15 protein-coding genes are annotated in these 24,936 nt (G+C 61.7%); 5 read left to right on the top strand and 10 right to left on the bottom strand.

Annotation, left to right across the window (positions count from 1 at the left end; all coding sequences use genetic code 11):
* Positions 1 to 4 precede the first annotated feature (4 nt).
* From glgB to ACZRN6_RS25035, 3 genes are all read right to left on the bottom strand, one after another.
* Positions 5 to 2,239, bottom strand: coding sequence for a 1,4-alpha-glucan branching protein GlgB (gene glgB / locus ACZRN6_RS25045; RefSeq protein WP_464009114.1), 2,235 nt, complete (start codon positions 2,237 to 2,239; stop codon positions 5 to 7).
* On the bottom strand, positions 2,236 to 5,583 hold the full coding sequence (treS, locus tag ACZRN6_RS25040) for a maltose alpha-D-glucosyltransferase (RefSeq protein WP_464009113.1): 3,348 nt from the start codon (positions 5,581 to 5,583) through the stop codon (positions 2,236 to 2,238). The genes glgB and treS overlap by 4 nt, the downstream gene beginning before the upstream one ends.
* A gap of 107 nt (positions 5,584 to 5,690) precedes the next feature.
* Positions 5,691 to 7,688 carry an alpha-1,4-glucan--maltose-1-phosphate maltosyltransferase gene (locus ACZRN6_RS25035; protein ID WP_322144912.1) on the bottom strand — a complete coding sequence of 666 codons (1,998 nt, stop codon included), beginning with the start codon at positions 7,686 to 7,688 and terminating at the stop codon, positions 5,691 to 5,693.
* A 205-nt stretch (positions 7,689 to 7,893) separates the two neighbouring features.
* On the opposite strand from ACZRN6_RS25035, the gene ACZRN6_RS25030 reads away from it, so the two are divergent.
* Positions 7,894 to 8,052, top strand: coding sequence for a hypothetical protein (locus tag ACZRN6_RS25030; protein WP_167664995.1), 159 nt, complete (start codon positions 7,894 to 7,896; stop codon positions 8,050 to 8,052).
* Here ACZRN6_RS25030 and ACZRN6_RS25025 read toward each other — a convergent pair.
* Positions 8,049 to 8,543 (bottom strand): MgtC/SapB family protein, encoded by a 495-nt coding sequence (locus tag ACZRN6_RS25025; protein WP_322144911.1) that lies wholly within the window; start codon positions 8,541 to 8,543, stop codon positions 8,049 to 8,051. The two genes, ACZRN6_RS25030 and ACZRN6_RS25025, sit on opposite strands and share 4 nt — an antisense overlap.
* A 121-nt stretch (positions 8,544 to 8,664) precedes the next feature.
* Here ACZRN6_RS25025 and ACZRN6_RS25020 point away from each other — a divergent pair, with 121 nt between their 5' ends.
* From ACZRN6_RS25020 to ACZRN6_RS25005, 4 genes are all read left to right on the top strand, one after another.
* Positions 8,665 to 8,904, top strand: coding sequence for a DUF3203 family protein (locus tag ACZRN6_RS25020; RefSeq protein WP_464009112.1), 240 nt, complete (start codon positions 8,665 to 8,667; stop codon positions 8,902 to 8,904).
* Positions 8,905 to 9,089: 185 nt separating this feature from the next.
* On the top strand, positions 9,090 to 10,502 hold the full coding sequence (ccoG, locus tag ACZRN6_RS25015) for a cytochrome c oxidase accessory protein CcoG (RefSeq protein WP_464009111.1): 1,413 nt from the start codon (positions 9,090 to 9,092) through the stop codon (positions 10,500 to 10,502).
* Positions 10,503 to 10,577: 75 nt separating this feature from the next.
* Complete coding sequence (gene mapR / locus ACZRN6_RS25010; RefSeq protein ID WP_464009110.1) at positions 10,578 to 11,987, top strand: GntR family transcriptional regulator MpaR; 1,410 nt, start codon at positions 10,578 to 10,580, stop codon at positions 11,985 to 11,987.
* 100 nt (positions 11,988 to 12,087) lie between these two features.
* On the top strand, positions 12,088 to 12,546 hold the full coding sequence (locus tag ACZRN6_RS25005) for a hypothetical protein (RefSeq protein WP_464009109.1): 459 nt from the start codon (positions 12,088 to 12,090) through the stop codon (positions 12,544 to 12,546).
* Positions 12,547 to 12,592: 46 nt separating this feature from the next.
* Here the strand turns inward: ACZRN6_RS25005 and ACZRN6_RS25000 are convergent, their stop codons facing one another.
* The 6 genes from ACZRN6_RS25000 to ACZRN6_RS24975 all read right to left on the bottom strand — a co-directional run bounded on the left by ACZRN6_RS25000 (position 12,593) and on the right by ACZRN6_RS24975 (position 24,871).
* Entirely contained in the window at positions 12,593 to 13,339 is a 747-nt protein-coding gene (locus ACZRN6_RS25000) for an SDR family oxidoreductase (RefSeq protein WP_322144906.1), read from the bottom strand.
* A gap of 72 nt (positions 13,340 to 13,411) precedes the next feature.
* Positions 13,412 to 15,505 carry a putative bifunctional diguanylate cyclase/phosphodiesterase gene (locus tag ACZRN6_RS24995; RefSeq protein WP_464009108.1) on the bottom strand — a complete coding sequence of 698 codons (2,094 nt, stop codon included), beginning with the start codon at positions 15,503 to 15,505 and terminating at the stop codon, positions 13,412 to 13,414.
* Between the two features lie 381 nt (positions 15,506 to 15,886).
* Entirely contained in the window at positions 15,887 to 17,365 is a 1,479-nt protein-coding gene (locus ACZRN6_RS24990; RefSeq protein ID WP_464009107.1) for an efflux transporter outer membrane subunit, read from the bottom strand.
* A complete protein-coding gene (locus tag ACZRN6_RS24985; protein WP_464009106.1) occupies positions 17,362 to 20,469 on the bottom strand; it encodes an efflux RND transporter permease subunit in 3,108 nt (1,035 codons plus the stop codon). Before ACZRN6_RS24985 ends, ACZRN6_RS24990 begins: the two co-directional genes overlap by 4 nt.
* The gene (locus ACZRN6_RS24980; protein WP_464009105.1) at positions 20,466 to 23,567 is read right to left on the bottom strand and encodes an MdtB/MuxB family multidrug efflux RND transporter permease subunit; all 3,102 of its coding nucleotides are present in this window, start codon (positions 23,565 to 23,567) and stop codon (positions 20,466 to 20,468) included. Before ACZRN6_RS24980 ends, ACZRN6_RS24985 begins: the two co-directional genes overlap by 4 nt.
* Positions 23,564 to 24,871: an MdtA/MuxA family multidrug efflux RND transporter periplasmic adaptor subunit gene (locus ACZRN6_RS24975; protein ID WP_322144901.1), complete on the bottom strand. Its 1,308-nt coding sequence runs from the start codon at positions 24,869 to 24,871 to the stop codon at positions 23,564 to 23,566. Before ACZRN6_RS24975 ends, ACZRN6_RS24980 begins: the two co-directional genes overlap by 4 nt.
* Positions 24,872 to 24,936: the final 65 nt, after the last annotated feature.

The following is a 24,936-nucleotide window of genomic DNA, read 5'->3' as shown; positions in this document are numbered from 1 at the left end:
TAAGTCAGCCTTCCGGTCGCAGGATCAGCACACCCAGCGGCGGCAGGTTCAACGACAGCGACAACGGTTGCCCATGTTTGGGCTCCTCTACCGTAAACGCCCCGCCACCGTTGCCGAAGTTGGAGCCGGCGTAGGTGTCGGCGTCGCTGTTGATCACTTCGCTCCAGCGCCCGGCAAACGGTACGCCAACCTGGTACGCCTCCCTCGGCACCGGCGTGAAGTTGGCCACCACCAGCACCGGCCGACCGTCCTTGCTCCAACGCAACCAGGCGTAGACGCTGTTGATTGCGTCATCCCCAATCAGCCACTGGAAGCCCTGGGGTGCGTCGTCCTGGTCGTGCAGTGCCGGCTCTTCGCGGTACAGCCGGTTAAGGTCGCCCACCAGTTTCTGCACGCCCCGGTGTTCGGGGTATTGCAGCAGGTACCAGTCCAGTTGCTGGTCGTGGTTCCATTCGCGCCATTGGCCGAATTCACAGCCCATGAACAGCAGCTTCTTGCCCGGGTGCATCCACATGAAGCTCAGGTACGCGCGCAGGTTGGCAAACTTCTGCCAGCGGTCACCGGGCATCTTGTCGATCAGCGAGTGTTTGCCATGCACCACTTCATCGTGGGAAATCGGCAGGATAAAACGCTCGGACCAGGCATACACCAGGCCGAAACTCAGCTCGTTGTGATGATGAGCGCGGTACACCGGGTCTTGCTGGATGTAGTGCAGCGAATCGTGCATCCAGCCCATGTTCCATTTGTAGTTGAAACCCAGGCCGCCCTGTTGGGTCGGCTGGCTCACGCCGGGCCACGCTGTGGATTCCTCGGCGATCACCAGCGCGCCGGGGGCTTCCAGGGCCACCACGTCGTTGAGGTGGCGCAGGAAGTCGATGGCTTCGAGGTTTTCACGCCCGCCGTGGCGGTTCGGCACCCATTCGCCGGCCTTGCGCGAATAGTCGCGATACAGCATCGATGCCACGGCATCCACCCGCAGGCCGTCGATATGAAAATGCTTGAGCCAGTGCAACGCCGAGGCCAGCATGAAGCCATGGACTTCGGTGCGGCCGAGGTTGTAGATCAGGGTGTCCCAATCCTGGTGGAAGCCTTCCAGTGGGTTGGCGTATTCATACAGCGCGGTGCCGTCGAATTGCGCCAGGCCGTGGGTGTCGGTGGGGAAATGCGCCGGCACCCAATCGAGGATCACGCCGATGTCGGCCTGGTGGCAGGCGTTGACGAAAAACGCAAAATCATCCGGCGAGCCGAAACGCGCCGTCGGGGCAAATTGCGACAATGCCTGATAACCCCAGGAGCCACCAAACGGGTGCTCCATGATCGGCATCAGTTCGATATGGGTGAAGCCTAACTGCTGCACATACGGAATCAACCGCTCAACCAGCTCGCGCCAACTGTACTGGCGGGATACTTCGCCGACTTCGTCCAGCTCGCACTGCCAGGAACCGGCATGCAGCTCGTAGATCGACAAGGGCGCGCTGGTCTTTTGGCGCTCGCTGCGCGACTGCATCCAGTCGTGGTCCTGCCAGTCAACCTGCAAAGGCGACGCGACCTTGGACGCGGTGTCCGGCGGCATCTGCGTGGCCAGGGCCATGGGGTCGGCCTTGAGCGGCAGGATCCCGTGAGCGCCGAGGATTTCATACTTGTAAGCCGCGCCCGGTTGCAGGCGCGGGATAAAGATTTCCCAGACCCCGGACGGATGGCGCAGGCGCATCGGATGACGGCGCCCGTCCCAGATATTGAAGTCACCCACCACCGATACGCGGCGGGCATTCGGCGCCCATACCGCAAAGCGCACACCCTGGATGCCGTCGACGCTGGTCACTTGTGCGCCCAGGCAACTGCTCAAGTCGCGGTGGTTACCTTCGGCAAACAGGTACAAATCCATCTCACCCAACAGCAGTTGGCTGAAACTGTAAGGATCTTCGGTGACCTGTTCGCCCCCGGCCCACTGGACCTTCAGCAGGTACGCCTGGCGACTGCCGAAATGCCCGACAAACAAGCCCGGGACCTGCGTCGCATCGAGGTTGCCGATGTGCTCGCCACTGTCGCGGGCAAGCACCTGGACACTCAAGGCTTCGGGCAGGAAAGCACGGATGAACTGACCGCCCTCCTCGTCATCATGAGGCCCGAGGATCGAGAACGGGTCATGGTGTTCGGCCCGTACCAGGGCTTCGATATCCGCAGGGTTGGGCATCACACTCAATTTTTCCTGCAGCGGTTCTTTGCTTGTAAAACTCATGACGTCTCCCCACCGCGTGCAGTTTTCGATAATGGTTTCAACCCACTGAGCAGCCCGTGCAAACCTTGCAACGGCACTGGCAACCAGCTCGGGCGATTCTCTGCTTCGTAGGCCACTTCGTACGCGGCCTTCTCCAGGCTGAACAACACCAGCGCTGCGTCCTGGCCCTTGGCATCCTGCCAGTCATGGCCCAGTGTAGTCGTGGCCGCGTGATAGGCCTGGGTAAATGCCTGTTTCGCCTCGTGCAAGTAGCGATCCGCGACCCGCTGGCGTGACGCATTGGCTTCAGCTGACTGGTCCACGCCCTGCACATTCACCGCCATGGCTGCCGCGTAATCAAACGACCGTAGCACCCCACTCACATCCTTGTACGGGCTGTGTTTGCCGCGACGTTCATGCAGCGGTCGCGCCGGCTCACCCTCGAAGTCAATCAGGTAGGCATCGCCCTTCACCACTAGCACCTGGCCCAGGTGCAGGTCGCCATGCACGCGAATGCGCAACCCGCCCACCGTGGCTTTCGCCAGGTCCTGAACGTAAGTGCCAATGGCCTTTTTCTGTTCCAGTAAAGCACTGACCAGCGCCTGATCGGCAGGGTTCAACTTGGTTTGATGCTGTTTAAGCAGCTGCAAGGCGCGGTCGATTTGTGCGCCCACGTGCTTGGCCCAGCCTTGGCTGTCTTTGACGGAGGTGGCTTCGGGCTTGAAGGCCTTGTCGGTCGTGGATGCTGCCAGCACCTGGTGCATTTCACCGAGACGCTGGCCAAGCAAGCCGGCAAAATCCGCCAGTTCGCCCAGGGCGTTGTAATGCTGCTCCTGCTCGGACATGGCTTCGGCCAGTTCGTCGCGAATCGCCCGTTCCAGGTTGTTCTGGGTCCAACTCCAGGCATCGCCCTGGTTGTTCAGGTAACCCTGGGCAATCATCAGCAGGTTGTCCTGCCCGTCGGCATCGCGGCGAATCACCGAGCCCAGCAGTGGCGAGATATGCGCGTAGCCGGCTTCGGTCAGATAGGCGCCCATTTCCAGCTCCGGGTGCACCCCGGCGCTGACTTTACGGATCAGCTTGAGCACCAGGCTGCCGCCCACCACCACCGAACTGTTGGACTGCTCGGCAGCGAGGTAGCGCACTTCGGACTCATCGTTCAATTGCAGCCTGGCCAATTGGGCCGTGGGCACAAAGCGAATCTCGCCATCGGTGGAGTTGAGTACGGTGTTGGCCTGCAGGCCCTGGATCACGCCCCGAATATAGGCGTCGAGGCTGAAGGCATCGGTGACCAGGCCCACCTGCCGCACGCGCCGCACACGGGCGAGTGCCAGTTGTTGCGGCAAGGCACTGGTGAACTGGTCTTCGCCGAGGAAGCCGAACGGCAGCTGATAACGGCTGACCTGCCCGGCACTGGTCACTTCAATTTCACTGAGCAGCACCGGATGCTGCGGGTCGCCAAAGCGCACGCCGTAGGCGATGTGCACGCCATCGATCGCCGTATCTTTGCTGGCAAACCAGCGGCGTTTGGGCAGCCAGGCCGGCAAGGCGGTTTGTTCCAGGGTGGTGCGGCACGGTGCTTCGAGCAGTTCTTCCATGCGTTTCTTCAGCACCAGGGTGGTGAAGTCCGGGATGCTTTGCGCAGGTTCCACGTGCCAGCTTGGCATCTGGTTTTCGGCCGCGAGCACGAACCAGTAGAAGCCATACGGTGCCAGGGTCAGCAGGAAATTCAGCTGGCCAATCGGCGGGAAGGCGTTTCCACCCAGCATTTCCACCGGAACCATGCCGGCGAACGCCGAGAGGTCCAACTCGGCCGCCTGGGCGCTGCGGGATACGTTGGCCACGCACAGGATGATTTCAGTCTTGCCGTCGGCGCCCGTGTATTCGCGGGTATACGCCAGGATGCGGCGGTTGGTGGGCGAAAGCATTTTCAGGCTGCCGCGACCAAAGGCCTTCGACTGTTTACGCACCGCCAGCATGCGTCGGGTCCAGTTCAGCAACGAGTGCGGGTCTTGGGTCTGGGTTTCGACATTGATCGACAGGTACCCGTATTGCGGGTCCATGATCGGCGGCAACACCAGGCTGGCCGGGTCGGCGCGGGAGAAGCCGCCGTTGCGGTCGATGGACCATTGCATCGGCGTACGCACGCCGTCGCGGTCACCGAGGTAAATGTTATCGCCCATGCCGATTTCATCGCCGTAGTACAGGGTTGGCGTGCCGGGCATCGACAGCAACAGGCTGTTGAGCAGCTCGATGCGCCGACGGTCTCGTTCCATCAGCGGCGCCAGGCGGCGGCGAATCCCCAGGTTGATCCGCGCACGGCGGTCGGCCGCGTAGTAATTCCAGAGGTAGTCGCGCTCTTTGTCGGTGACCATCTCCAAGGTCAGTTCATCGTGGTTTCGCAGGAAGATAGCCCATTGGCAATTGGCCGGGATCTCCGGGGTCTGGCGCAGGATGTCGGTGATCGGGAAACGGTCTTCCTGGGCCAGCGCCATGTACATGCGCGGCATCAGCGGGAAGTGAAAAGCCATGTGGCATTCGTCGCCGTCATCGCCCTTTTTGTCACCGAAATACAGCTGAGTGTCTTCCGGCCATTGGTTGGCTTCGGCCAGGAGCATGCGGTCCGGGTAGTTGGCGTCGATCTCGGCGCGGATCTGCTTGAGGACGTCGTGGGTTTCCGGGAGGTTTTCATTGTTGGTGCCGTCGCGCTCGATCAGGTACGGGATCGCGTCCAGGCGCAGGCCGTCGATGCCCATGTCGAGCCAATAGCGCATCACTGACAACACGGCTTTCATGACCTGCGGGTTGTCAAAGTTGAGGTCCGGCTGGTGGGAATAGAAGCGGTGCCAGAAGTACTGGCCGGCGACCGGGTCCCAGGTCCAGTTGGATTTTTCGGTGTCGAGGAAAATGATGCGGGTGCCGTCGTATTTCTGGTCGTCATCGGACCACACATAGAAGTCCCGCGCGGCCGAACCCGGCTTGGCCTTGCGCGCACGCTGGAACCAGGGGTGCTGGTCGGAGGTGTGGTTGATCACCAGCTCGGTGATCACCCGCAGCCCGCGCTTATGGGCTTCAGCGATGAACCGCTTGGCGTCGGCCATGGTTCCGTAGTCGCTGTGCACGCCACGGTATTCGGCAATATCGTAGCCGTCGTCGCGGCGTGGCGAGGGGTAGAACGGCAGTAGCCAGATGGTGTTTACGCCGAGGTCGGCAATGTAGTCGAGCTTGGCGATCAGCCCAGGAAAGTCACCGATACCGTCGTTGTTGGAGTCGAAATAGGATTTGACATGAACCTGATAAATCACCGCGTCCTTGTACCAGAGCGGGTCTTTGATAAAGGTGGCAGCCTTGGGTTTCTTCGCCATTGGAAACTCCTGGGAATTCGAAAAATTCTGCCTGAAGGAACTCGATCAAATGTGGGAGCTGGCTTGCCAGCTCCCACATTTGATCTCCTTTGGATTGCAGATCAGCTTCAGGAAACGCTAATGCGCCATATGCCAAACGGCTGGTGCCACGGTTCAATCCGCATCCATTGGGTCTTGCCGTACCAGGTCCAGCGGTGGCCGGTCATCAAGTCTTCGCCCTGTGTCTGGGCGTCGTCCGGCAGGCCCATCTCCCACAGCGGCAGCTCGAAATTGGCCTCTTGGGCGTTGAACGGGTCGAGGCTCACGGCGACCAGGATGAAGTTGGTGCCGTCCTCGCTACGCTTGCCGAAGTACAGGATGTTGTCGTTCCACGCGTTATAGAGCTTGAGACCCAAATGCGTCTGCAGCGCAGGGTTTTGCCGGCGGATGCGGTTGAGCTGGGCGATCTCGGCAATAATATTGCCGGGGGCCGTGAAGTCCCGCGGGCGGATCTCGTACTTCTCCGAGTCCAGGTACTCTTCCTTGCCCGGCACCGGGGCCGCCTCGCACAGTTCAAAACCCGAGTACATGCCCCACAGGCCCGAACCCATGGTGGCGAGCGCGGCGCGGATCAAAAAGCCGGGCCGCCCGGACTCATGCAGGAAGCCTGGGTTGATGTCTGGCGTGTTGACAAAGAAGTTGGGGCGAAAGCACTCGCGCCACGGTGATTCGTTCAATTCGCTCAGGTACTCACTCAACTCGGCCTTGGTGTTGCGCCAGGTAAAGTAGGTGTAGCTCTGGGAGTAACCGACCTTGCCCAGGCGCGCCATCATTGCCGGGGTAGTGAAGGCTTCGGCGAGGAAGATCACGTCGGGGTATTGGGCGCGCACATCGCTGATCAGCCATTGCCAGAATGGCAGCGGCTTGGTGTGGGGGTTGTCGACGCGAAAGGTCTTTACGCCCTCTTCCACCCAACCCACCACGATGTCACGCAGCTCAATCCACAGGCTGGGGATGGCGTCTGCCGCGTAGAAGTCCACGTTGACGATGTCCTGGTATTTTTTCGGCGGGTTCTCGGCGTACTTGATCGTGCCGTCGGGCCGCCAGTTGAACCAACCCGGATGTTGCTTGAGCCACGGATGGTCCTGGGAACACTGGATGGCAAAGTCCAGGGCGATTTCCAGGCCATGGTCGGCAGCAGCCTTGACCAGGTTGCGGAAGTCTTCACGGGTGCCCAGTTGCGAGTGGATGGCCTCGTGGCCGCCCTCCTCGCTGCCGATCGCGTAGGGGCTGCCAGGATCATCGGGCCCGGCGGTCAGGGAATTGTTCTTGCCTTTGCGGTGGCTGCGGCCGATGGGATGGATCGGCGGGAAGTACAGCACGTCAAAACCCATGTCATGGATCATCGACAGCCGCGAGTGCACATCGTTAAAGGTCCCGTGGCGCGCAGGATCGTCAGTGATCGAGCGGGGAAACAGCTCGTACCAACTGGCGAATTGCGCGGCTTCGCGCTCTACGTCGATCGGGAACACCGGGCTGATGCTCAGATAGGCGCGGTGATCGGCCTGGGTCATCAAATGTGCACTGTCTTCGTGCAGGAACAGCGCGACTTGCTCGGTTTCCAGCAGGCCGGAGAGTTCGTGGTGCAGCAGCATCAAGCGGTCGCGCAATTCGTTGTCACTGCGCTCGGCAGCTTGCAGGACCTGGCTGCGGCCTTCCTGCAATTCCAGGCTGACTGGCACCCCGGCCTCGTGTTTCTTGCTCAGTTCGTAACGAAAGCTGGCGAACGTGTCGATCCAGGCCTCGATGCAATACTCATGCGGACCTTGGGCTGCCACGGTAAACGCGCCTTCCCAGCCATTGTTGCCGACATCGGTCATCACCACGCTGTGCCAGCTTTCTTCGTTCAGCGGGCGCCAGCGGATCATCACGGCGAGCTTGTCGTGGCCATCGGCAAACACCTTGCTGGCAACCTGGACGCGCTGGCCTGTCACAGCCTTGACCGCAAACTCGCCGGCATTGATCACAGGCGTCGTGCTTTCAATTGCAATCCGTGGCAGCAACAGTGCCTGGGACAGCGGCAATATGGAGGTTGAATCGTCTTGCGTGAGTGTTTCAGCAGTCATCGAGCATCTCCCCTTTACGCCCCATGGACGCTCTTGTGCTTGATTCAAATTCTGAAACGGCATCGCTCTCCCTGAGCAGGGCCGTCTAGGTTCCGAGCATGCTGGCAGGCGAAAAGTTCAGGCGGATATACCGCCACCGGGCAGGGAATCAAATCCACCGCACGGTTGTCCACCGCTAGAGCAAAGCACAAAGGAGGCCACACCGATGAATATCCCGATCCCGGCTGAAACGCCTGATCCCAATATCGACAAGCCCACGCTGCCACCCACCGAGCCAGACCCGATTCCAGAGCAGGAACCGCCTGGAACGCAGCCGCCACCGGTCGAGGAGCCACCGACGACGATGCCGCCCGTGATCGTTTAGTCCTTCTCGAACAGGCGCACGATCCTTGGCATCAAACTGAACACCGCCAATGCCAGCAACGTGCTGAGTACGGCGGTGGACTCACGCCCCATCCCCGCTGCAACGCCGATGGCAGCGGTCATCCACAAGCCAGCGGCGGTGGTCAGGCCTTTGACGTGCTGGCCTTCTTCATCTTCCTTGCCCTTGAGGATGGTGCCGGCGCCGAGAAAGCCAATGCCCGCAATCACCCCTTGCAGCACGCGGCTCATGGCGTCGGCCTGTGAGCCGGACATACTCGGCACCAGCACAAACAGCGCGGCGCCCAAGGCCACCAACATGTGGGTACGTACCCCGGCAGCCTTGCCTTTTTGCTCACGCTCAAACCCGAGAATACCGCCCAGGACCGCTGCGATGAGCAACCGCACAGTGACCTGTGTGAGTTGCCGGGCATCGCCTATATCGGCAAATTCCGCTTGCAGGGTTTGCCAGACTTCATGCCACCAAGCGTCCATGGACGTGTCCTTTTCATGGGTCGATAGGGGATGGACAGCGCCGACCGTCAGTCAGTTGCGCCGAACCATTCAACCTGGCCAAACGCCTAATGTTCAGTCATTCCGGAAAAAGGACAGCACCATGCCCGTACGCATCGAAAACCAGACCTGTTACTTCAAGGTTGACGAGAACGGCGAGGAAAGGAGCCTTGCGGCAGCCGACGTCACCGTAATTACCGACAGCGCCAAGTCCATGTCAGCCGTTGAGCTGAACGGCGAGCGGGTCTACATCACCGAAGCCGAAGCCGACGCATTGACCGTGGCAGGCGCCACCGACGGCCGTAAGCATCTGAGGGCTACAGACGGTGATTCGGTGATTTGATTGACCTGGAGCATCACTGCGCCAAAAAGCGCTGCACCCCGCGCCACACAGGGTGCAGCACATTGTCGCAGGCGCCTGCCGCCAAAGCATCTGCTCCGCTTTTTATCGTCCCACCTGAGTCTGTTATGCAAACAGAGCGCCGGGCATAGTTCATCTGCCTGATGGAGGCTGATGAGCGAAAGACCATGAGCGATAGAATCCCCGTCCGAACCGTAGAAGTGTATGAGCCTGCGCATCCCAAGAAGATGAAGGCCAAATCCAGCGACAACCTGATTCACACCCGCAGTTTCACCGGCCTGTTTCGCACCTTGCGTGTGGCAGGCGCAGGTTTTCTGTTCCTGGCGTTTTTCGGCACCGTATGGCTGAACTGGGGGGGCCGGCAAGCGGTGCTGTGGGACTTGGCTGAAAGCAAATTCCACATCTTTGGCGCGACGTTCTGGCCCCAGGACTTCATCCTGTTGTCGGCGCTGTTGATCATCTGTGCGTTTGGCCTGTTCGCCATTACCGTGTTCGCGGGGCGTGTGTGGTGTGGCTACACCTGCCCGCAAAGCTCGTTCACCTGGCTATTTATGTGGTGCGAAAAGGTCACCGAAGGCGAGCGAAACCAGCGGATAAAACTGCAAGCCGCGCCCTGGGGCTTGAACAAGCTGGCCAGGCGCTCGGCCAAGCACACGCTGTGGCTGGGCATCAGCGTGCTGACCGGGCTGACGTTTGTCGGCTACTTCACGCCGATCCGGCCGCTGGCCGAGGAACTGCTGACCTGGCAAATGGGTGGAGTGAGCCTGTTCTGGGTGCTGTTTTTTACCGGCGCCACCTACATCAACGCCGGCTGGCTGCGCGAAGCGGTGTGCATGCACATGTGCCCGTATGCGCGGTTCCAGAGTGTGATGTTCGACAAGGACACCCTGACTATTTCCTACGACGTGGCCCGTGGCGAAAACCGCGGCCCGCGCAAACGCGATGTGCAACCAGCAGACGTCGGCCTGGGTGACTGCATCGACTGCCAGCTGTGTGTGCAGGTGTGCCCCACCGGCATCGACATTCGCGACGGCCTGCAAATGGAATGCATCGGCTGCGCCGCGTGTATCGATGCCTGCGACTCGATCATGGATAAAATGGGTTATGCCCGGGGGCTGGTCAGCTACACCTCGGAGCATCAGTTGCAAGGTGGCAAGACCCGCCTGCTCAGGCCCCGGCTGATCGGCTACAGTGTCGTGCTGCTGGTGATGATCGGCGCACTGGTGGTGGCCCTGGTGGGGCGGCCGATGGTGTCGCTGGACGTGACCAAGGACCGTGGAATGTTTCGCGAGAACAGTGAAGGCTTGATCGAGAACATCTACAGCCTCAAGGTCATCAACAAGACCCAGCAGCGTCAGGATTATCGCCTGGAGCTGGTGGACGGCGACGGCTTCCAGTTGCAGGGCAAGACCAGAATCAGCCTGGCGCCGGGGGAAATTACCGATGTACCGGTGTCGGTGGCGATGACCGCGCAGAAGCCGGCCAGCAGTTCGCAGACCATTCGCTTCAAGGTAACGGACGTGGATGAACCGTGGATTTACAGCGCGGCGGACAGCCGGTTTGTGGCGCCGATGTGGTGAGGAAGCCTTGCCCCCGTTGGGCTGCGCAGCAGCCCCATAAACACTGAACTCATTTATTTACCGTACTGAGCCTCAATGAAACGCTACGAAAAATTCGCCGACGACATCGCAGAACTGATCCGCTCTGGCGTGCTCGGCCCCGGCCAGCGCGTGCCATCGGTGCGTTATGCCAGCCAGGCCTACGGCGTCAGCCCGTCTACGGTGTTCCAGGCCTACTACCTGCTGGAGCGTCGCGGGCTGATCCGTGCACGGCCGCGCTCGGGGTACTTCGTCAACCCCCATGCGCCGAGCCCGTTTTCCGAGCCGGTGGTGAGCGCTCACGTGCACGAATCCACCGAAGTGGACGTCAGCGAACTGGTGTTCTCGGTGCTCGACTCCATCAAAGACCCGCAAACCGTGCCCTTCGGCTCGGCGTTTCCCAGCCCCACGCTGTTCCCGCTGCAACGCCTTTCCCGCTCCCTGGCCAGCGCCAGCCGGGAAATGGACCCGCGCATGGTGGTCACCGACATGTCGCCGGGCAACCCGCAACTGCGCCGGCAAATCGCCCTGCGCTACATGGTCGGCGGCCTGATGCTGCCGATGGAAGAACTGTTGATCACCAATGGCGCCCTGGAGGCGCTGAACCTGTGCCTGCAGGCCGTGACCGAGCCGGGCGATCTGGTGGCGATCGAAGCGCCAGCGTTCTACGCCAGCCTGCAAATCCTCGAACGCCTGAAACTCAAGGCGGTGGAAATTCCCGTGCACCCGCGCGACGGCATCGACCTCAAGGTGCTGGCACAAAGCCTGGAGCGCTACCCGATCAAGGCCTGTTGGTGCATGACCAGCTTTCAGAACCCCATGGGCGCGACCATGCCCGAGGCCCGGAAGCAGGAGTTGGTGGAGTTGTTGCGCAGCCATCAGGTGCCGCTGATTGAAGACGACGTGTATGCCGAGTTGTACTACGGGCAACAGGCGCCGAAACCGGCCAAGGCGTTCGACACCGAAGGCCTGGTGATGCACTGCGGCTCCTTTGCCAAAAGCCTGGCACCGGGCTATCGCATAGGCTGGGTTGCTGCCGGGCGTTACGCGCAGAAAATCGAGCGGCTGAAGCTGATGACGTCGCTGTGTGCGTCGATGCCGGCGCAGGCGGCGATTGCCGATTACCTGCAACACGGCGGCTACGACCGGCACCTGCGCAAGTTGCGGTATGCGCTGGAAGAACAGCAAAGCGCGATGCTGGCGGCCATCGCCCGCTATTTTCCTGCGCAGACGCGGGTCAGCCAGCCGGCCGGGGGTTATTTCCTGTGGCTGGAGTTGCCGGAGCAGACCGACTCATTGAAGTTGTTCCAGATGGCGCTGGCCCAAGGCATCAGCATCGCGCCGGGGCCGATCTTTTCGCCGACGCAACGCTTCAGGAACTGCATCCGCTTGAATTACGGCAGCCCGTGGGACGAGTCGTGTGAAAAGGCGATGGAGACGCTGGGGAAGATTGTGCGTTCGTTTTAGCGACGCAGGTGGAACCGAACCGGGACAGGGGCCACACAAGACTGCGCCGTTTCTCACAGCAGGAAGGGTGCATTTATTTGGTTCATATCAGAGATACCCTATGAATATTTCTTCACGCCCAAGGGTTCAACCCTTGCCCGTCCCGCCCAATTACATGCGTGCCGCAGAACAGCAACAGGTGCGCGAGATGCATGGCCCCGCCGGGTCCCCAGCCGGTGATCACCGATCCGCTGAACGGATTATCGACCAAAGCCCTGTGCTGAAGCACTTTCTCAAAGGCCGCGATCACTATCAGGTCGGCGACGACCTGAAGCGGAAACTCGGTGACTGGAGCGAAGCCAATCCGGATCCAGCCTCACGCGCCAACGCCGCCTATAAACTGGACAAGGTGCTCCGGCTCATCGACAACCTGGATGACCGCAAACTGAACGCCAGTCAGAGCCGTAACGGTATCGTGGACGGGTTCTCTGACGACGGCTACAAAACCCGGGACCATAGCGAGGCGTGGTTGCTCGGCGAGTTCTCGCGCCGCGGTTACAAAGTACTGCGCAACGCCTGATGCTGGTGTGTGGCGCAGGCTTGGCCGCGCCACACACCAGATACGTCTAACGGCCGCCTGCCAAGTCAATAAAGGTTCCGGTGGCGTAGGACGCCTTGTCCGACAGCAGCCAGATAATCCCTTCTGCGACCTCTTCGGCGCGCCCGCCCCGGGCCATGGGAATGCCCGGCTCAAGCTTGCTGACCCGGTCAGGATCGCCGCTCAGAGCATGGAAGTCGGTGAAGATGAAGCCAGGCCGTACGCCATTGACTCGAACCCCCTCACCCGCCACTTCCTTGGAAAGCCCGAGGGTGAAGGTATCCAGCGCGCCCTTGGACGCGGCGTAATCCACATATTCACCCGGCGCCCCCAGACGTGCAGCGGCCGACGAAACGTTGACGATGCTGCCGCCCTGCCCGCCATGTTTGGGCGACATGCGCAGCAGCGCATGCTTGGCACACAGGATCGGCCCCAACACATTGGTCTTGAGCGTCTTGAGGATGCGGAACTCGGACATTTCATCGACCCGCGACTTGTGCCCCACGGTCCCGGCGTTGTTGACCAGTGCCGTCACCCGGCCCAGCTCGGTATCAACCCGATGGAACAGGCCGATCACTTCGTCTTCGATACTGACATCGGCCCGCACTGCAATGGCCTGGGCGCCGAGGGCGCGCACTTGCTCAAGTACCCGGTGGGCCGCGTCCTCATCGGCCTGGTAATTGATGCAGATGCGATAGCCCTGGGCAGCGGCCAGCAACGCCGTGGCGGCGCCAATCCCACGGCTGCCACCGGTGATGATGACGACTTTGTCCATGTGTACGGTCTCCTGATTCAACGTGAGCTGATGGATCCAATACTACCTGCGCCCTACAGCTTTTGCATTGGCTCACATCATCGAATGCGCGCTCACCACTTGCTCGGCGCGCTGGATGTCGGCCATGAAACCCTCGGCGGGCAGTGGATGCCCCAGCAGATAACCTTGCAACGAATCGCAGCCCAGGCGCGTAAGGAAATTTTGCTGGACGTCGGTCTCTACCCCTTCGGCCACAATGCGCAGGCCCAGGGCCTGGCCAAGGGCAACAATGGCCGAGACGATGGCGGCGTCGTCGCTGTCGTGCTCCAGGTCACGCACAAACCCCCGGTCGATTTTCAGCTCATTGGCCGGCAGCCGCTTGAGGTACATCAGGCTCGAATAGCCGGTTCCAAAGTCGTCGATGGACAGGTCGACGCCCATGTCCGAGAGCTTTTGCAGCACCGTCATGCTCGCGTCAGCGTCACTCATGGCGGTAGTCTCGGTGATTTCCAGAGTCAGGCTGTTGGCCGGCAAGCAGTGGCGCTCCAGGGCATTGGCAACGCTATTCACCAACCCGGCGTGGCAGAACTGCAACGCCGACAGATTCACCGCGATGCGCCAGTCTTGATAGCCCTGGGCGTACCACACCTGCATCTGGCGGCAGGCTTCATTGAGTACCCAGTCGCCGATGGGGATGATCAAGCCGGTCTTTTCCGCCAGTTCGATAAACTTGTCCGGCAGCAACAACCCTTGTTGCGGGTGCTCCCAGCGCAGCAGCGCTTCGGCCCCCACCGGGCGGCCGCTGATGGCATCGAACTTGGGCTGGTAATAGAGCCTGAACTGTTCCTGCTCCAGGGCGTTGCGCAGGTCCTGCAGCAGTTGCAATTGCTTGCGCGCGTTGGTGTTCATCGACACATCGAAAAAGCTGTAGCCGTTCTTGCCCATGCCCTTGGCGTGATACATCGCCGCATCGGCGTTCATCAGCAGTTCCTGGGGAGTGGCGCCGTTGCCGGGAAACAGCGCGATACCAATGCTCGCGGAAATTTTCAGTTCATGCTCGGTGACCTGAAAAGACCGATTGATCAAACCTACCTGGCGCTCGGCCAGGCGCAGCGCATCGTCAGGCTGGGTCAGTTGAACCAGCAAGACAAACTCGTCGCCGCCGATTCGCGCCAGGGTGTCCTGGCTGCGCAAGTCTTCCCGCAGGCGCAGGCCAACCTGCTGCAACAGTTGGTCGCCCATGTGGTGGCCGAAGGCATCGTTGACGGGTTTGAAGCCGTCCAGGTCGATAAACATCAGCGCAAAGCACCCACCCTCCTCGTTCACCCGCTGTATGGCCTGTTGAATCCGGTCGGCGAGCAAGGTGCGGTTGGGCAAGCCGGTGAGCATATCGTGCAGGGCCAGGTGGGTGAGTTCCTGGTTGGCCTGGGTCAGCGAGTCTGCCAGCACTGCGGTGCGCGCCTCAAGACGCGCATCGGCCAGCGAGGTGAGCAACGCGATGATCAACACCGCGAGGGTGGTGACCAGCACCAGGTTATCCAGGCCTTTGCCGCTGAGGCCCGTCAAGGCGGCGCCGCAAAAGCTACCGTCTGCAAAACGCGCCGCGGCCATGCCGGTGTAGTGCATGCCAACTATTGCCACGCCCATCACCACCGCCGCACCACCCCGGGCCAGGCGTACGTAAGGCGTGTTGCGCCGCAGGTTGAAAGCGATCCACAAGGCCGCCGCCGAGGCACCCACGGCAATCAACAAGGAGGCAGTAAACAGTGTGGGGTCGTAGTCGATACCGGGGGTCATGCGCATCGCGGCCATGCCGGTGTAGTGCATGGCGCTGATGCCGGCGCCCATGATCAAAGCGCCAAACGCCAACTGCCACGCTGGCAAGCGCGGCTGACTGACAAGCCACAACGCAAAACCGCTGGAAAGGACCGCGATCAGCAATGACAGCAGGGTGATGCCGATGTCATAGCCCAGGCTGATGGGCAGGCGAAAGGCGAGCATGCCGATAAAATGCATCGACCAGATGCCCACGCCCATTGCCAACGCGCCACCGCCCATCCACAGGTAGACAGCGCGGCCTTTGGCCGTGGCAATGCGCCCGGTCATATCCAGCGCGGTGTAGGACGCAAGGATCGCGACAAACAGGGAAATCAGGACCAGGGCGGGGGAATAACTACCGGTGAGCATGGAGAGTCTCGTGACCAATGGGCCGAACGGCATCTGGGCCGGGCTAAAAAGTCAGGGATTGTAGCGAGAATAATTCTTGTACACCTGAAATATTGTCGTATGACCATCATTCAAATTGTGGTGAGCGGGCTTGACCAGCGTTGGGTTGCGAGGCGGGTTCAAACAGGGGGATTTGGGGGTTGGGGGTTGGGGGCTTTAGCGCGAACTGGGTGAATGGGATTGGGGCCGCTTCGCAGCCCAGCGCGGGGCAAGCCCGCTCACCACAGTAAGCTCATTCACCACAGTAAGCCCGATCACCACAGTAGGCTCGCTCACCACAGTAGGCTCGTTCACCACAGTAAGCTGCTCCCACACAAGGGGATACACCTGCGCGAGCGCTGCTTACTTTTTGTCGCTCAGTTGCATCTGCCCATCCCAACCACCGCCCAGTGCGGCGATCAGTTGCACGCTGGCAACCAGCCGGGTTTGCAGCAGGGTCAGTACCGTACGCTCGTTGCTTAGAGCCGTCGCTTGCACGGTGACCACATCAAGATAAGCGATCAGGCCGGCCTTGTACTGGTTCTGGGTCAGGCGCAGGGATTCCCGGGCAGCTTCGAGGGCCTCGTTACTGACAACCGCCTCGTCTTCCAGGACCTTGAGCTGCACCATGTAGTTTTCCACTTCGCGAAAACCGTCGAGCACGGTCTGGCGGTACTTCGCCACGGTTTCGTCGTAGGACGCTTCGGCGCGGTCGACTTCCGCCGAGCGCTGGCCGCCGTCAAACAGGGTCATGGCGAGTTTCGGCCCCACCGACCAGAAGCGGTTCGGCAGGCTGATCCAGTCGGCGTAGGTGCTGCTGGAATAGCCGCCGGCCAGGCTCAAGGTCAGGTCCGGGTAGTAGGCGGTCTTGGCCACGCCGATGTTGGCATTGGCCGCGATCACCGAGCGCTCTGCCTGGGAGATATCCGGGCGACGCTCCAACAGTTGCGACGGCAGGCTCACCGGAATCTGCGGCAGCGCCGGAATGTCCTGGCTCACGGCCAGGTTGAAGTTGGCCGGCGGTATACCGGTCAGCACGGCAATCGCGTTCTCCAGCTGCGCCCGCTGCCAGATCAGGTCGATCATGCTGGCCTGGGTGCTTTTCAGCTGGGTCTGGGCCTGGGCAATCGCGTCCTTGCCCGAGACACCGGCGCGGTATTGGTTCTGCGTCATTTGCAGCGAGCGCTGGTAGGTGTCCACCGTGGCTTGCAGCAAGCGGGTTTGCTCGTCCATGACCCGCAATTGCAGGTAATCCTGCACGAGTTCCGACTGCTGGCTCAGGCGCATTGCCGCAAGGTCTGCGGCGCTGGCTTCGGCGCTGGCTTCATTGGCTTCCAGGCCCCGGCGTAATTTGCCCCAGATATCGGCTTCCCAACTCACACCCAACTGAGCGTTCAAGGTGTCGCGAATACCGCTGCTGGAGCTGCTCAGGCTGGCGTTGCTGCTGCCGGTGCCCTGGCTGGCACGGGTTTTCCCGGCGCTCAGGTCGACGGTCGGGAAAAACGCCCCGCGGGCACTGCGCACCTGCGATGCCGCCTGGCGATAACGCGCTTCGGCCTGGGCCACGGTCTGGTTGGAGCTGTTGAGTTTTTCTACCAGCTCATTGAGTTGTTTGTCGCCATACAGCTCCCACCAGGCCCCCCGGGCCAACGAGTCGCTCGGCGCCGCCTGGCGCCAGCCGTGGGCTTGCTTGTACTGCGCCGGCTCGGCCAATTCGGGGCGCTGGTAATCCGGGCCGACCGCGCAGGCGCTGAGGATCACGCCGCACAGGGCCAGGCTCAACAACTTGGACGCGCGAGTCATGGCCAGACGTTGCACGGTGGGAAACGTTGAATCGGTCATAGCGCAGTGTCCAGGGCAGCATCGGTACGCACTCCGCGCCAGCCGTTGAAACGGTGGCGCAGGCGGTCGAGATAAAGGTAAACCACAGGTGTGGTGTAGAGGGTCAGGATCTGGCTGACGATCAGGCCGCCGATGATCGTCAGGCCCAGGGGCTGACGCATTTCCGCACCTTCGGCGGTGCTCAGTAGCAACGGCAAGGCGCCAAGGATCGCCGCCAGGGTGGTCATCAGGATCGGCCGCAGGCGCACCAGGCACGCAGCGCGAATCGATTCCAGCGGGCTCAGGCCATCGTGGCGCTCCAGTTGCAGCGCCAGGTCAATCATCAGGATCGCGTTTTTCTTCACCACCCCGATCAACAGGAACAGCCCCAGTAGCGAGATCAGGCTGAACTCGCCGCCCAGCACGTAGATCGACAACAACGCACCGACGCCTGCCGACGGCAAGGTCGACAGGATGGTCAGCGGGTGAATGTAGCTCTCGTACAGAATCCCCAGCACCAGGTATACCGCCACCAGCGCACCAAGGATCATGAACGGTTGGCCTTTCTGGGTCGCGGCGAAGGCGTCGGCGGTACCGGACATCTTCGCAATCACATCTTCGGGCAAGCCCACCTTGGCAATCGCCCGTTCGATGGCGGCCGTGCCCTGCTCTACCGTGACACCGGGGGACATGTCGAACGCAATGTTCTCCGAGGCGAATTGCCCTTCATGGCGAACCGTGTCATCGGCCAGGCTGTTTTCGTAGTGGGCAATGGTCGACAGCGGCACCCGTGCGCCTGTCGCGGTGATGACTTGCATCTGCTTCAGGGTAATCGGGTCCTGGGCGTATTTGGGGTTGACCTCCATCACCACCTGGTACTGGTTGAGGCTGTCATAAATGGTGGAAATCTGGCGCTGGCTGTAGGCGTTGTTCAGCACCGCCGTGACCATGCTCATGTCGATGCCCAGGCGCTTGGCCTGGTCGCGGTCGACAATCAGGGTTACCTGCGCCGCGCCCCGGCCTTCACGCGCGTCGATAGCGGTCAGCTCCGGCAACTCGCGCAAGGCGGCGACCACTTTCGGGTACCACAAGCGCAAGGCAGCGAGGTCACCGCTTTGCAGGATGTAGGAGTACTGCGCAGTGGTCTGGTCGCGGCTGCCACCAAACTGCAGGTCCTGGTCGGCCATCAAAAACAGCCGCCCGCCCGGCACCAGCGGCACATCTTTACGCAACCGCTCGATCACCCCCTGCGCAGAAATCTTGCGCTCGCTGATGGGTTTGAGCCGCACCAGCATCACCGCATTATTAGTACCGTTGTTGCCGCCGATAAAGCCCGCCACGCTCAGTACCGCGGGGTCCTTGAGTACTGCTTGGCGGAAGATTTCCATCTTCGGCTGCATCACGCCAAACGACAATCCGTCATCACCGCGCACAAAACCGATCAACTGGCCGGTGTCCTGCTGGGGCATGAAGGTTTTCGGCACCACCACATACAGCGCTACGTTGACCCCAATGGTGACCAACAGGCTGAACAGGGTCAGGCGCCGATGGCGCAGTACCCAGTCGAGGCTGCGGGCGTAGCCGGCAACCATGCGTGCGTGGACCTTCTCGCTCCAGCGCTGCAAACCGGTTTCCTGCCCCGGGACATGGGGCTTGAGCCAGCGGGCGCAGAGCATTGGGGTAAGGGTCAGCGACACCACCAGCGAGACGATAATGGACGCCGCCAGAGTGATCGAAAATTCGCGGAACAAACTGGTGACGATCCCACCCATGAACAGGATGGAGAGGAACACTGCCACCAGCGACACGTTCATCGACAGCAAGGTAAAGCCGACTTCCTTGGCGCCCAGGTACGCAGCTTTCATCGGCGACACGCCGTCGTCGATATGCCGGGAGATGTTCTCCAGCACCACGATGGCATCGTCCACCACCAGGCCGGTGGCGAGGATCAGCGCCATCAGCGACAGGTTGTTCAGCGAAAAGCCGAACAGGTACATCACCGCAAACGTGCCCACCAGCGACACCGGCACCGCCAGGGTAGGAATCAACGAAGCGCGGAAGTTACCGAGGAACAGGTACACCACCAGGATCACCAGGGCCACGGCAATCAGCAGGGTCATCTCGGCTTCATGCAATGTGGCGGTAATCACCGGGGAGCGGTCCATGGCCAGGTTCAGCTTGACGCTGGACGGCAGCACCGCCTGCAATGCCGGCAACTGGGCCTTGATCTGTTTAACCGTCTCGATGATGTTGGCGTCGGACTGACGGTTGATCACCAGCAGCACCGCCGAATCATTGTTGAAGAAGCCGCTGTTGTAGCGGTCCTCCACCCCGTCGCTGATCCTGGCCACGTCGCCCAGGCGCAGGGCCGCGCCATTCTGGTAGCGAATCAGCAGCGGTTCGTAGTCCTTGGCTTTTTCCAACTGGTCGTTGGCCTGGATCTGCCAGTTGCGCTGGCTGTCTTCCAGCGAGCCCTTGGGGCGGCGCACGTTGGCATTGGCGATGGTGTTGCGCACATCGTCCAGGGCCACGCCGTACTGGTCGAGGGCCTTGGGTTCAAGCTCGATACGCACGGCGGGCAAGGAGCTGCCGCCGATCTGTACTTCACCCACGCCCGGCACCTGGGACAGGCTTTGCGACAGGATGGTCGAGGCCAGGTCGTATAGCTGGCCCTTGGGCAGCACGTCCGAGGTCAGCGACAGCACCATGATCGGCGCCTGCGACGGGTTGATCTTTTTATAGGTGGGCATGCTGCGCATGCCGCTGGGCAGCAGGTTGCGCGAGGCATTGATGGCTGCCTGCACTTCCCGCGCGGCGCCGTTGATGTCGCGGTCGGAGTCGAACGCCAGAATCACCCGTGTGGAGCCCTGGCTCGAGGAACTGCTCATGGTGGTGATGCCGGAAATCGCCCCGAAAGATCGCTCCAGCGGCGTTGCCACCGTGGAGGCCATGACCTCGGGACTGGCCCCGGGCAGGCTCGCCGATACCACGATCACCGGGAAGTTGATCTGCGGTAGCGGCGACACCGGCAGCAAGTTGAACGCCACGCCACCCAGCAACATAATCGCCAGGCTCAGTAGCATGGTCGCTACCGGCCGGCGAATGAACGGTCCGGACAGGTTCATGAATCAACCGGCTCCAGGCGCACCGGCTCTTTGCGCCAGCGCCGCCCCAGGCGGTCGAAATACAGGTAGATCACCGGTGTGGTAAACAGCGTCAACACCTGGCTTACCAGCAACCCGCCGACCATCACCAGGCCCAGCGGCTGGCGCAATTCGGCGCCAGAACCGGTGGCGAGCATCAACGGCACGGCACCGAACAGCGCCGCCAGGGTGGTCATCAGGATCGGCCGGAACCGCAACAGCGCCGCTTGGTAGATCGCGGTTTGCGGGTCCAGGCCCTGGTTGCGTTCTGCGTCGAGGGCGAAGTCGATCATCATGATCGCGTTCTTCTTCACGATGCCGATCAACAGGATGATGCCAATAATCGCGATCATCCCCAGGTCATTGCCACTGAGCAGCAAGGCCAGCAAGGCCCCCACCGCCGCCGACGGCAAGGTCGAGAGAATGGTGATCGGGTGGATATAGCTCTCGTAGAGCACCCCCAGCACGATGTACATGGTCACCACCGCCGCCAAAATCAGCAGCAAGGTGCTCGACAGCGAAGCCTCGAACGCCTGGGCCGCGCCCTGGAACTGGGTCTGCACACCCACGGGCATGCCAATGTCTTTCTGGGCTTGGTTGATCAGCTCCACGCCTTTGCCCAAGGCCACGCCGGGGGCCAGGTTGAACGACATCATCACCGCCGGGAACTGGCCGATATGCGCGATTGCCAACTGCGCCTGGCGCTGCTCCACATGGGCCAGGCTCGACAGCCGGACCTGGCCGCCGTCGGTGGTTTTCACGTGGATCTGGTTCAGGGCGGCCGGGCCGAGGGTTTCGCCGGACTGGGCCTGCAACACCACGCGGTACTGGCTGGCCTGGGTGTAGATGGTGGAAATCTGCCGCTGGCCGAACGCGTCATACAGCGCATCGGTGATGGTGGAAACCGACACGCCAAGGCGCGATGCTGCGTCGCGGTCGATCACCAGGTACACCTGCAGGCCTTTGTCCTGCAGGTCGCTGGCGACGTCGGAGAGTTCCGGCACCTGGCTGAGGGCATGCACCAGCTTGTCGCTCCACAGCGCCAGCAGCTCGGCGTCCGGCGAAGACATGCTGAACTGGTACTGGGTGCGGCTGACGCGGTCTTCGATGGTCAGGTCCTGCACCGGCTGCATGAACAGGCGGATACCCACCAGCTTGTCCAGTTGCGGTTGCAGGCGCGTGATGATCTGCGCCGCGCTCAGGTCCCGTTCGCCGTGGGGCTTGAGGTTGATCAGCAACCGGCCGCTGTTGAGGGTAGCGTTATCCCCGTCCACCCCGATATAGGACGACAGGCTCTCTACCGCCGGGTCTTGGAGGATGATCTTCGCGAGTTCCTGCTGGCGCTGGCTCATGGCCGCGAAAGAGATCGACTGCGGCGCTTCGGAAATGCCCTGGATCACGCCGGTGTCCTGCACCGGGAAGAAGCCCTTGGGCACCGCCAGGTACAGCACCACGGTCAGGCCCAGGGTGGCAATGGCCACCAGCAGGGTCAGCGGCTGGTGCTTGAGCACCCACTGCAACTTGCGCCCGTAGGCCGCGACCAGCCAGTCGATCCAGGCACCGCTGGCCTTGTAGAAACGGCCCTGTTCTTCTTCCTTCGGTTCGCGTTTGAGCAAACGCGCGCACATCATCGGCGTAAGTGTGAGGGACACCACCAGGGAAATCAGGATCGCCACCGCCAGGGTGATGGCAAATTCACGGAACAAGCGCCCGACCACGTCGGCCATGAACAGCAGCGGGATCAATACCGCAATCAGCGACAGTGTCAGGGAAATCAGGGTGAAGCCAATCTGCTTCGCGCCCTTGAGCGCCGCCGCCATGGGCGTCTCGCCTTCCTCGATATAGCGGGAGATGTTCTCCAGCATCACGATGGCGTCATCCACCACAAAACCGGTGGCGATGGTCAGGGCCATCAGGGTCAGGTTATTAATGGAAAAACCGGCGAGGTACATCACCCCAAAGGTACCCACCAGGGACAGTGGCACCGCGACAGAAGGAATGAGAGTGGCGCTGAAACGGCGCAGGAACAGGAACGTCACCATCACCACCAGGGCGATGGCGATCAGCAATTCGTGTTGCACGTCCTTGACCGAGGCACGGATGGTCTGGGTACGGTCGGTGAGCACCGTCACCTCCAGGCCCGCCGGCAGGTTGTCGGTGATGCTCGGCAACAATGCCTTGATCCGGTCCACCACCTCGATGACGTTGGCCCCGGGCTGGCGCTGGATGTTCAGCAGTACCGCCTGGTTTTCATTGGCCCAGGCCGCGAGGCGCTCGTTCTCGGCGCCGTCGACAATCTGTGCCACATCCTTGAGCCGCAACGGCGCGCCATTGTTGTAGGCAAGGATCAGTTCGGCGTATTCCTTGGGCGAGACCAACTGGTCGTTGGCGTCGAGCATCGACACCCGCGTGGGGCCGTCGAAGTTGCCTTTGGGCTGGTTGACGTTGGACGCGGCGATCAGCGTGCGCACATCCGACAGGTTCAGGCCGTTGGCCGCCAGGGCCTCGGGGTTGACCTTGATCCGCACCGCCTGGCGCTGGCCACCAGCGATACTGACCATGCCCACGCCACTGATCTGAGCGATTTTCTGTGCCATGCGCGTGTCGACCAGGTCATTGAGCTTGGGCAGCAGCATGGTCTTGGAGGTGATGGCCAGGGTGAGTACCGGGGTGTCCGCCGGGTTGACCTTGTTGTACACCGGCGGCGCCGGCAAGTCCTTGGGCAACAGGTTGGTGGCGGCGTTGATCGCGGCCTGCACCTGTTGCTCGGCGACATCCATGTTGATGTCGAGGTTGAAACGCAGGGTCAGCACCGAGGCGCCGCCGGAGCTGGTGGACGCCATCTGGGTCAGGCCGGGCATTTGCCCGAACTGACGCTCCAGGGGCGCCGTTACCGCGCTGGTCATCACGTCCGGGCTGGCGCCGGGGTACAGGGTCATCACGCGGATGGTCGGGTAGTCCACCTGGGGCAAGGCCGAGACCGGCAGCAGGCGATAGGCGATGGCACCGGCCAAGACAATGGCCAGCATGCTCAGGGTGGTGGCTACCGGGCGAAGGATGAACAGCCGCGAGAGATTCATTTGCCGCCCTTTTGCGCCTTGCCGGCGTCTGCCGGACCTTGCTGCGCCTTGGCTGCCGGCTGGCCCTGAAGGTGTTCGGTCGGGGTGGTGGGCACTTGCGTGCTGTCGTTGACCACTTCGATTTCACTGCCGTCCTTCAGCCGGTCGGTGCCTTCGAGCACCACGCGGTCGCCGGCGGCCAGGCCATCCTTGATCACGGTGTTGTCGCCGTCGGAATCACCGATCACCAGCGCACGTACCTTGACCTTCTTGTCGCCGTCGAGCACGTAGACAAAGGTGCCGGTGTTGCCGAACTGAATCGCCGCCGAAGGCGCCAGCACCACGTTATGCAGGGTGTCGGCCAGCAGGTGCACATTCACGAATTGGTTGGGGAACAGCGCCTGGTCCTTGTTATCGAACCGCGCCTTGAACTTCAGGGTGCCGGTGGTGACGTCGATCTGGTTGTCCAGGCTTTGCAGCACGCCAGTGGCCTTCAACGCCACATCGCCACGGTCCCAGGCTTCTGCCGGCAGCTTGTTACCGGCGTGATAACGCGCCAGCACGGTTTCGAGGGTGTTTTCCGGCAGCGTGAAAGCCACGCTGATGGGTTGGGTCTGGGTGATCACCGCCAGGAAGGTGGTGTCGTTGGCGGCCACAAGGTTACCCACGTCCACCTGACGCAGGCCGACACGCCCGGTGATCGGGGCGCGGATTTTGGTGAATTCGAGGTTGAGCTTGGCGTCATCCACCGCGCCCTGGTTGGTCTTGACCGTGCCCTGGTACTGCAACACCAGCGCTTCGGCGGTGTCCAGGGTTTGCTTGGCGATACTGTCTTGCGCATACAGGTCGCGATAACGCTGCACGTCGACCTGGGCGTTTTTCAGCTGGGCCTGGTTTTGCAGCAACGTGCCCTGGGCCTGGAGCAAGGCATTCTGGTAGCTGCGCGGGTCGATTTCCGCCAGCAGATCGCCGGCCTTGACCATCTGCCCTTCTTCAAAGGCGATCTTGACCAGTTCGCCGCCTACCCGGCTGCGAACGTTGATGGTGTTCAATGCCGTGACCGTGCCCAACGCCTTGTAGTAGACCGGGAACTCACCCAACACCGCGGGCGCCACGCGCACCGGCACCGGGCCGGTAGAACCACCAAAGCCCGGGCGCATCATGCCCGATTTGCCAGCATGCCCGGCGGGCTTCTTCTCGGCGCTGTCTTTATGGCTGCCGGGCCAGAATTTCCAGCACAGGCCGGCAATAACCAGCAGCACGAGCAGGCCGAACAGCCAGCGACGGGAGTGACGAGGGGTGGATTGCATGGAGTGATCAACCATTGGGCGCGAGAGCTTCTTCTTTGGGAGGCTGAAAGATAAGCACTGGAGCGCGTTAAGAGAAGCGC

Source organism: Pseudomonas sp. A125, from assembly GCF_055409485.1.
Note: the sequence above shows the minus strand (reverse complement) of the source record. Positions and strands in the feature narration are given on the sequence as shown.

What these genes read in the sequence shown, in the direction of transcription:
- glgB (WP_464009114.1), bottom strand. Translation starts at nt 2,239, where the DNA reads ATGAGTTTTACAAGCAAAGAACCGCTGCAGGAAAAATTGAGTGTGATG.
- treS (WP_464009113.1), bottom strand. Translation starts at nt 5,583, where the DNA reads ATGGCGAAGAAACCCAAGGCTGCCACCTTTATCAAAGACCCGCTCTGG.
- ACZRN6_RS25035 (WP_322144912.1), bottom strand. Translation starts at nt 7,688, where the DNA reads ATGACTGCTGAAACACTCACGCAAGACGATTCAACCTCCATATTGCCG.
- ACZRN6_RS25030 (WP_167664995.1), top strand. Translation starts at nt 7,894, where the DNA reads ATGAATATCCCGATCCCGGCTGAAACGCCTGATCCCAATATCGACAAG.
- ACZRN6_RS25025 (WP_322144911.1), bottom strand. Translation starts at nt 8,543, where the DNA reads ATGGACGCTTGGTGGCATGAAGTCTGGCAAACCCTGCAAGCGGAATTT.
- ACZRN6_RS25020 (WP_464009112.1), top strand. Translation starts at nt 8,665, where the DNA reads ATGCCCGTACGCATCGAAAACCAGACCTGTTACTTCAAGGTTGACGAG.
- ccoG (WP_464009111.1), top strand. Translation starts at nt 9,090, where the DNA reads ATGAGCGATAGAATCCCCGTCCGAACCGTAGAAGTGTATGAGCCTGCG.
- mapR (WP_464009110.1), top strand. Translation starts at nt 10,578, where the DNA reads ATGAAACGCTACGAAAAATTCGCCGACGACATCGCAGAACTGATCCGC.
- ACZRN6_RS25005 (WP_464009109.1), top strand. Translation starts at nt 12,088, where the DNA reads ATGAATATTTCTTCACGCCCAAGGGTTCAACCCTTGCCCGTCCCGCCC.
- ACZRN6_RS25000 (WP_322144906.1), bottom strand. Translation starts at nt 13,339, where the DNA reads ATGGACAAAGTCGTCATCATCACCGGTGGCAGCCGTGGGATTGGCGCC.
- ACZRN6_RS24995 (WP_464009108.1), bottom strand. Translation starts at nt 15,505, where the DNA reads ATGCTCACCGGTAGTTATTCCCCCGCCCTGGTCCTGATTTCCCTGTTT.
- ACZRN6_RS24990 (WP_464009107.1), bottom strand. Translation starts at nt 17,365, where the DNA reads ATGACCGATTCAACGTTTCCCACCGTGCAACGTCTGGCCATGACTCGC.
- ACZRN6_RS24985 (WP_464009106.1), bottom strand. Translation starts at nt 20,469, where the DNA reads ATGAACCTGTCCGGACCGTTCATTCGCCGGCCGGTAGCGACCATGCTA.
- ACZRN6_RS24980 (WP_464009105.1), bottom strand. Translation starts at nt 23,567, where the DNA reads ATGAATCTCTCGCGGCTGTTCATCCTTCGCCCGGTAGCCACCACCCTG.
- ACZRN6_RS24975 (WP_322144901.1), bottom strand. Translation starts at nt 24,871, where the DNA reads ATGGTTGATCACTCCATGCAATCCACCCCTCGTCACTCCCGTCGCTGG.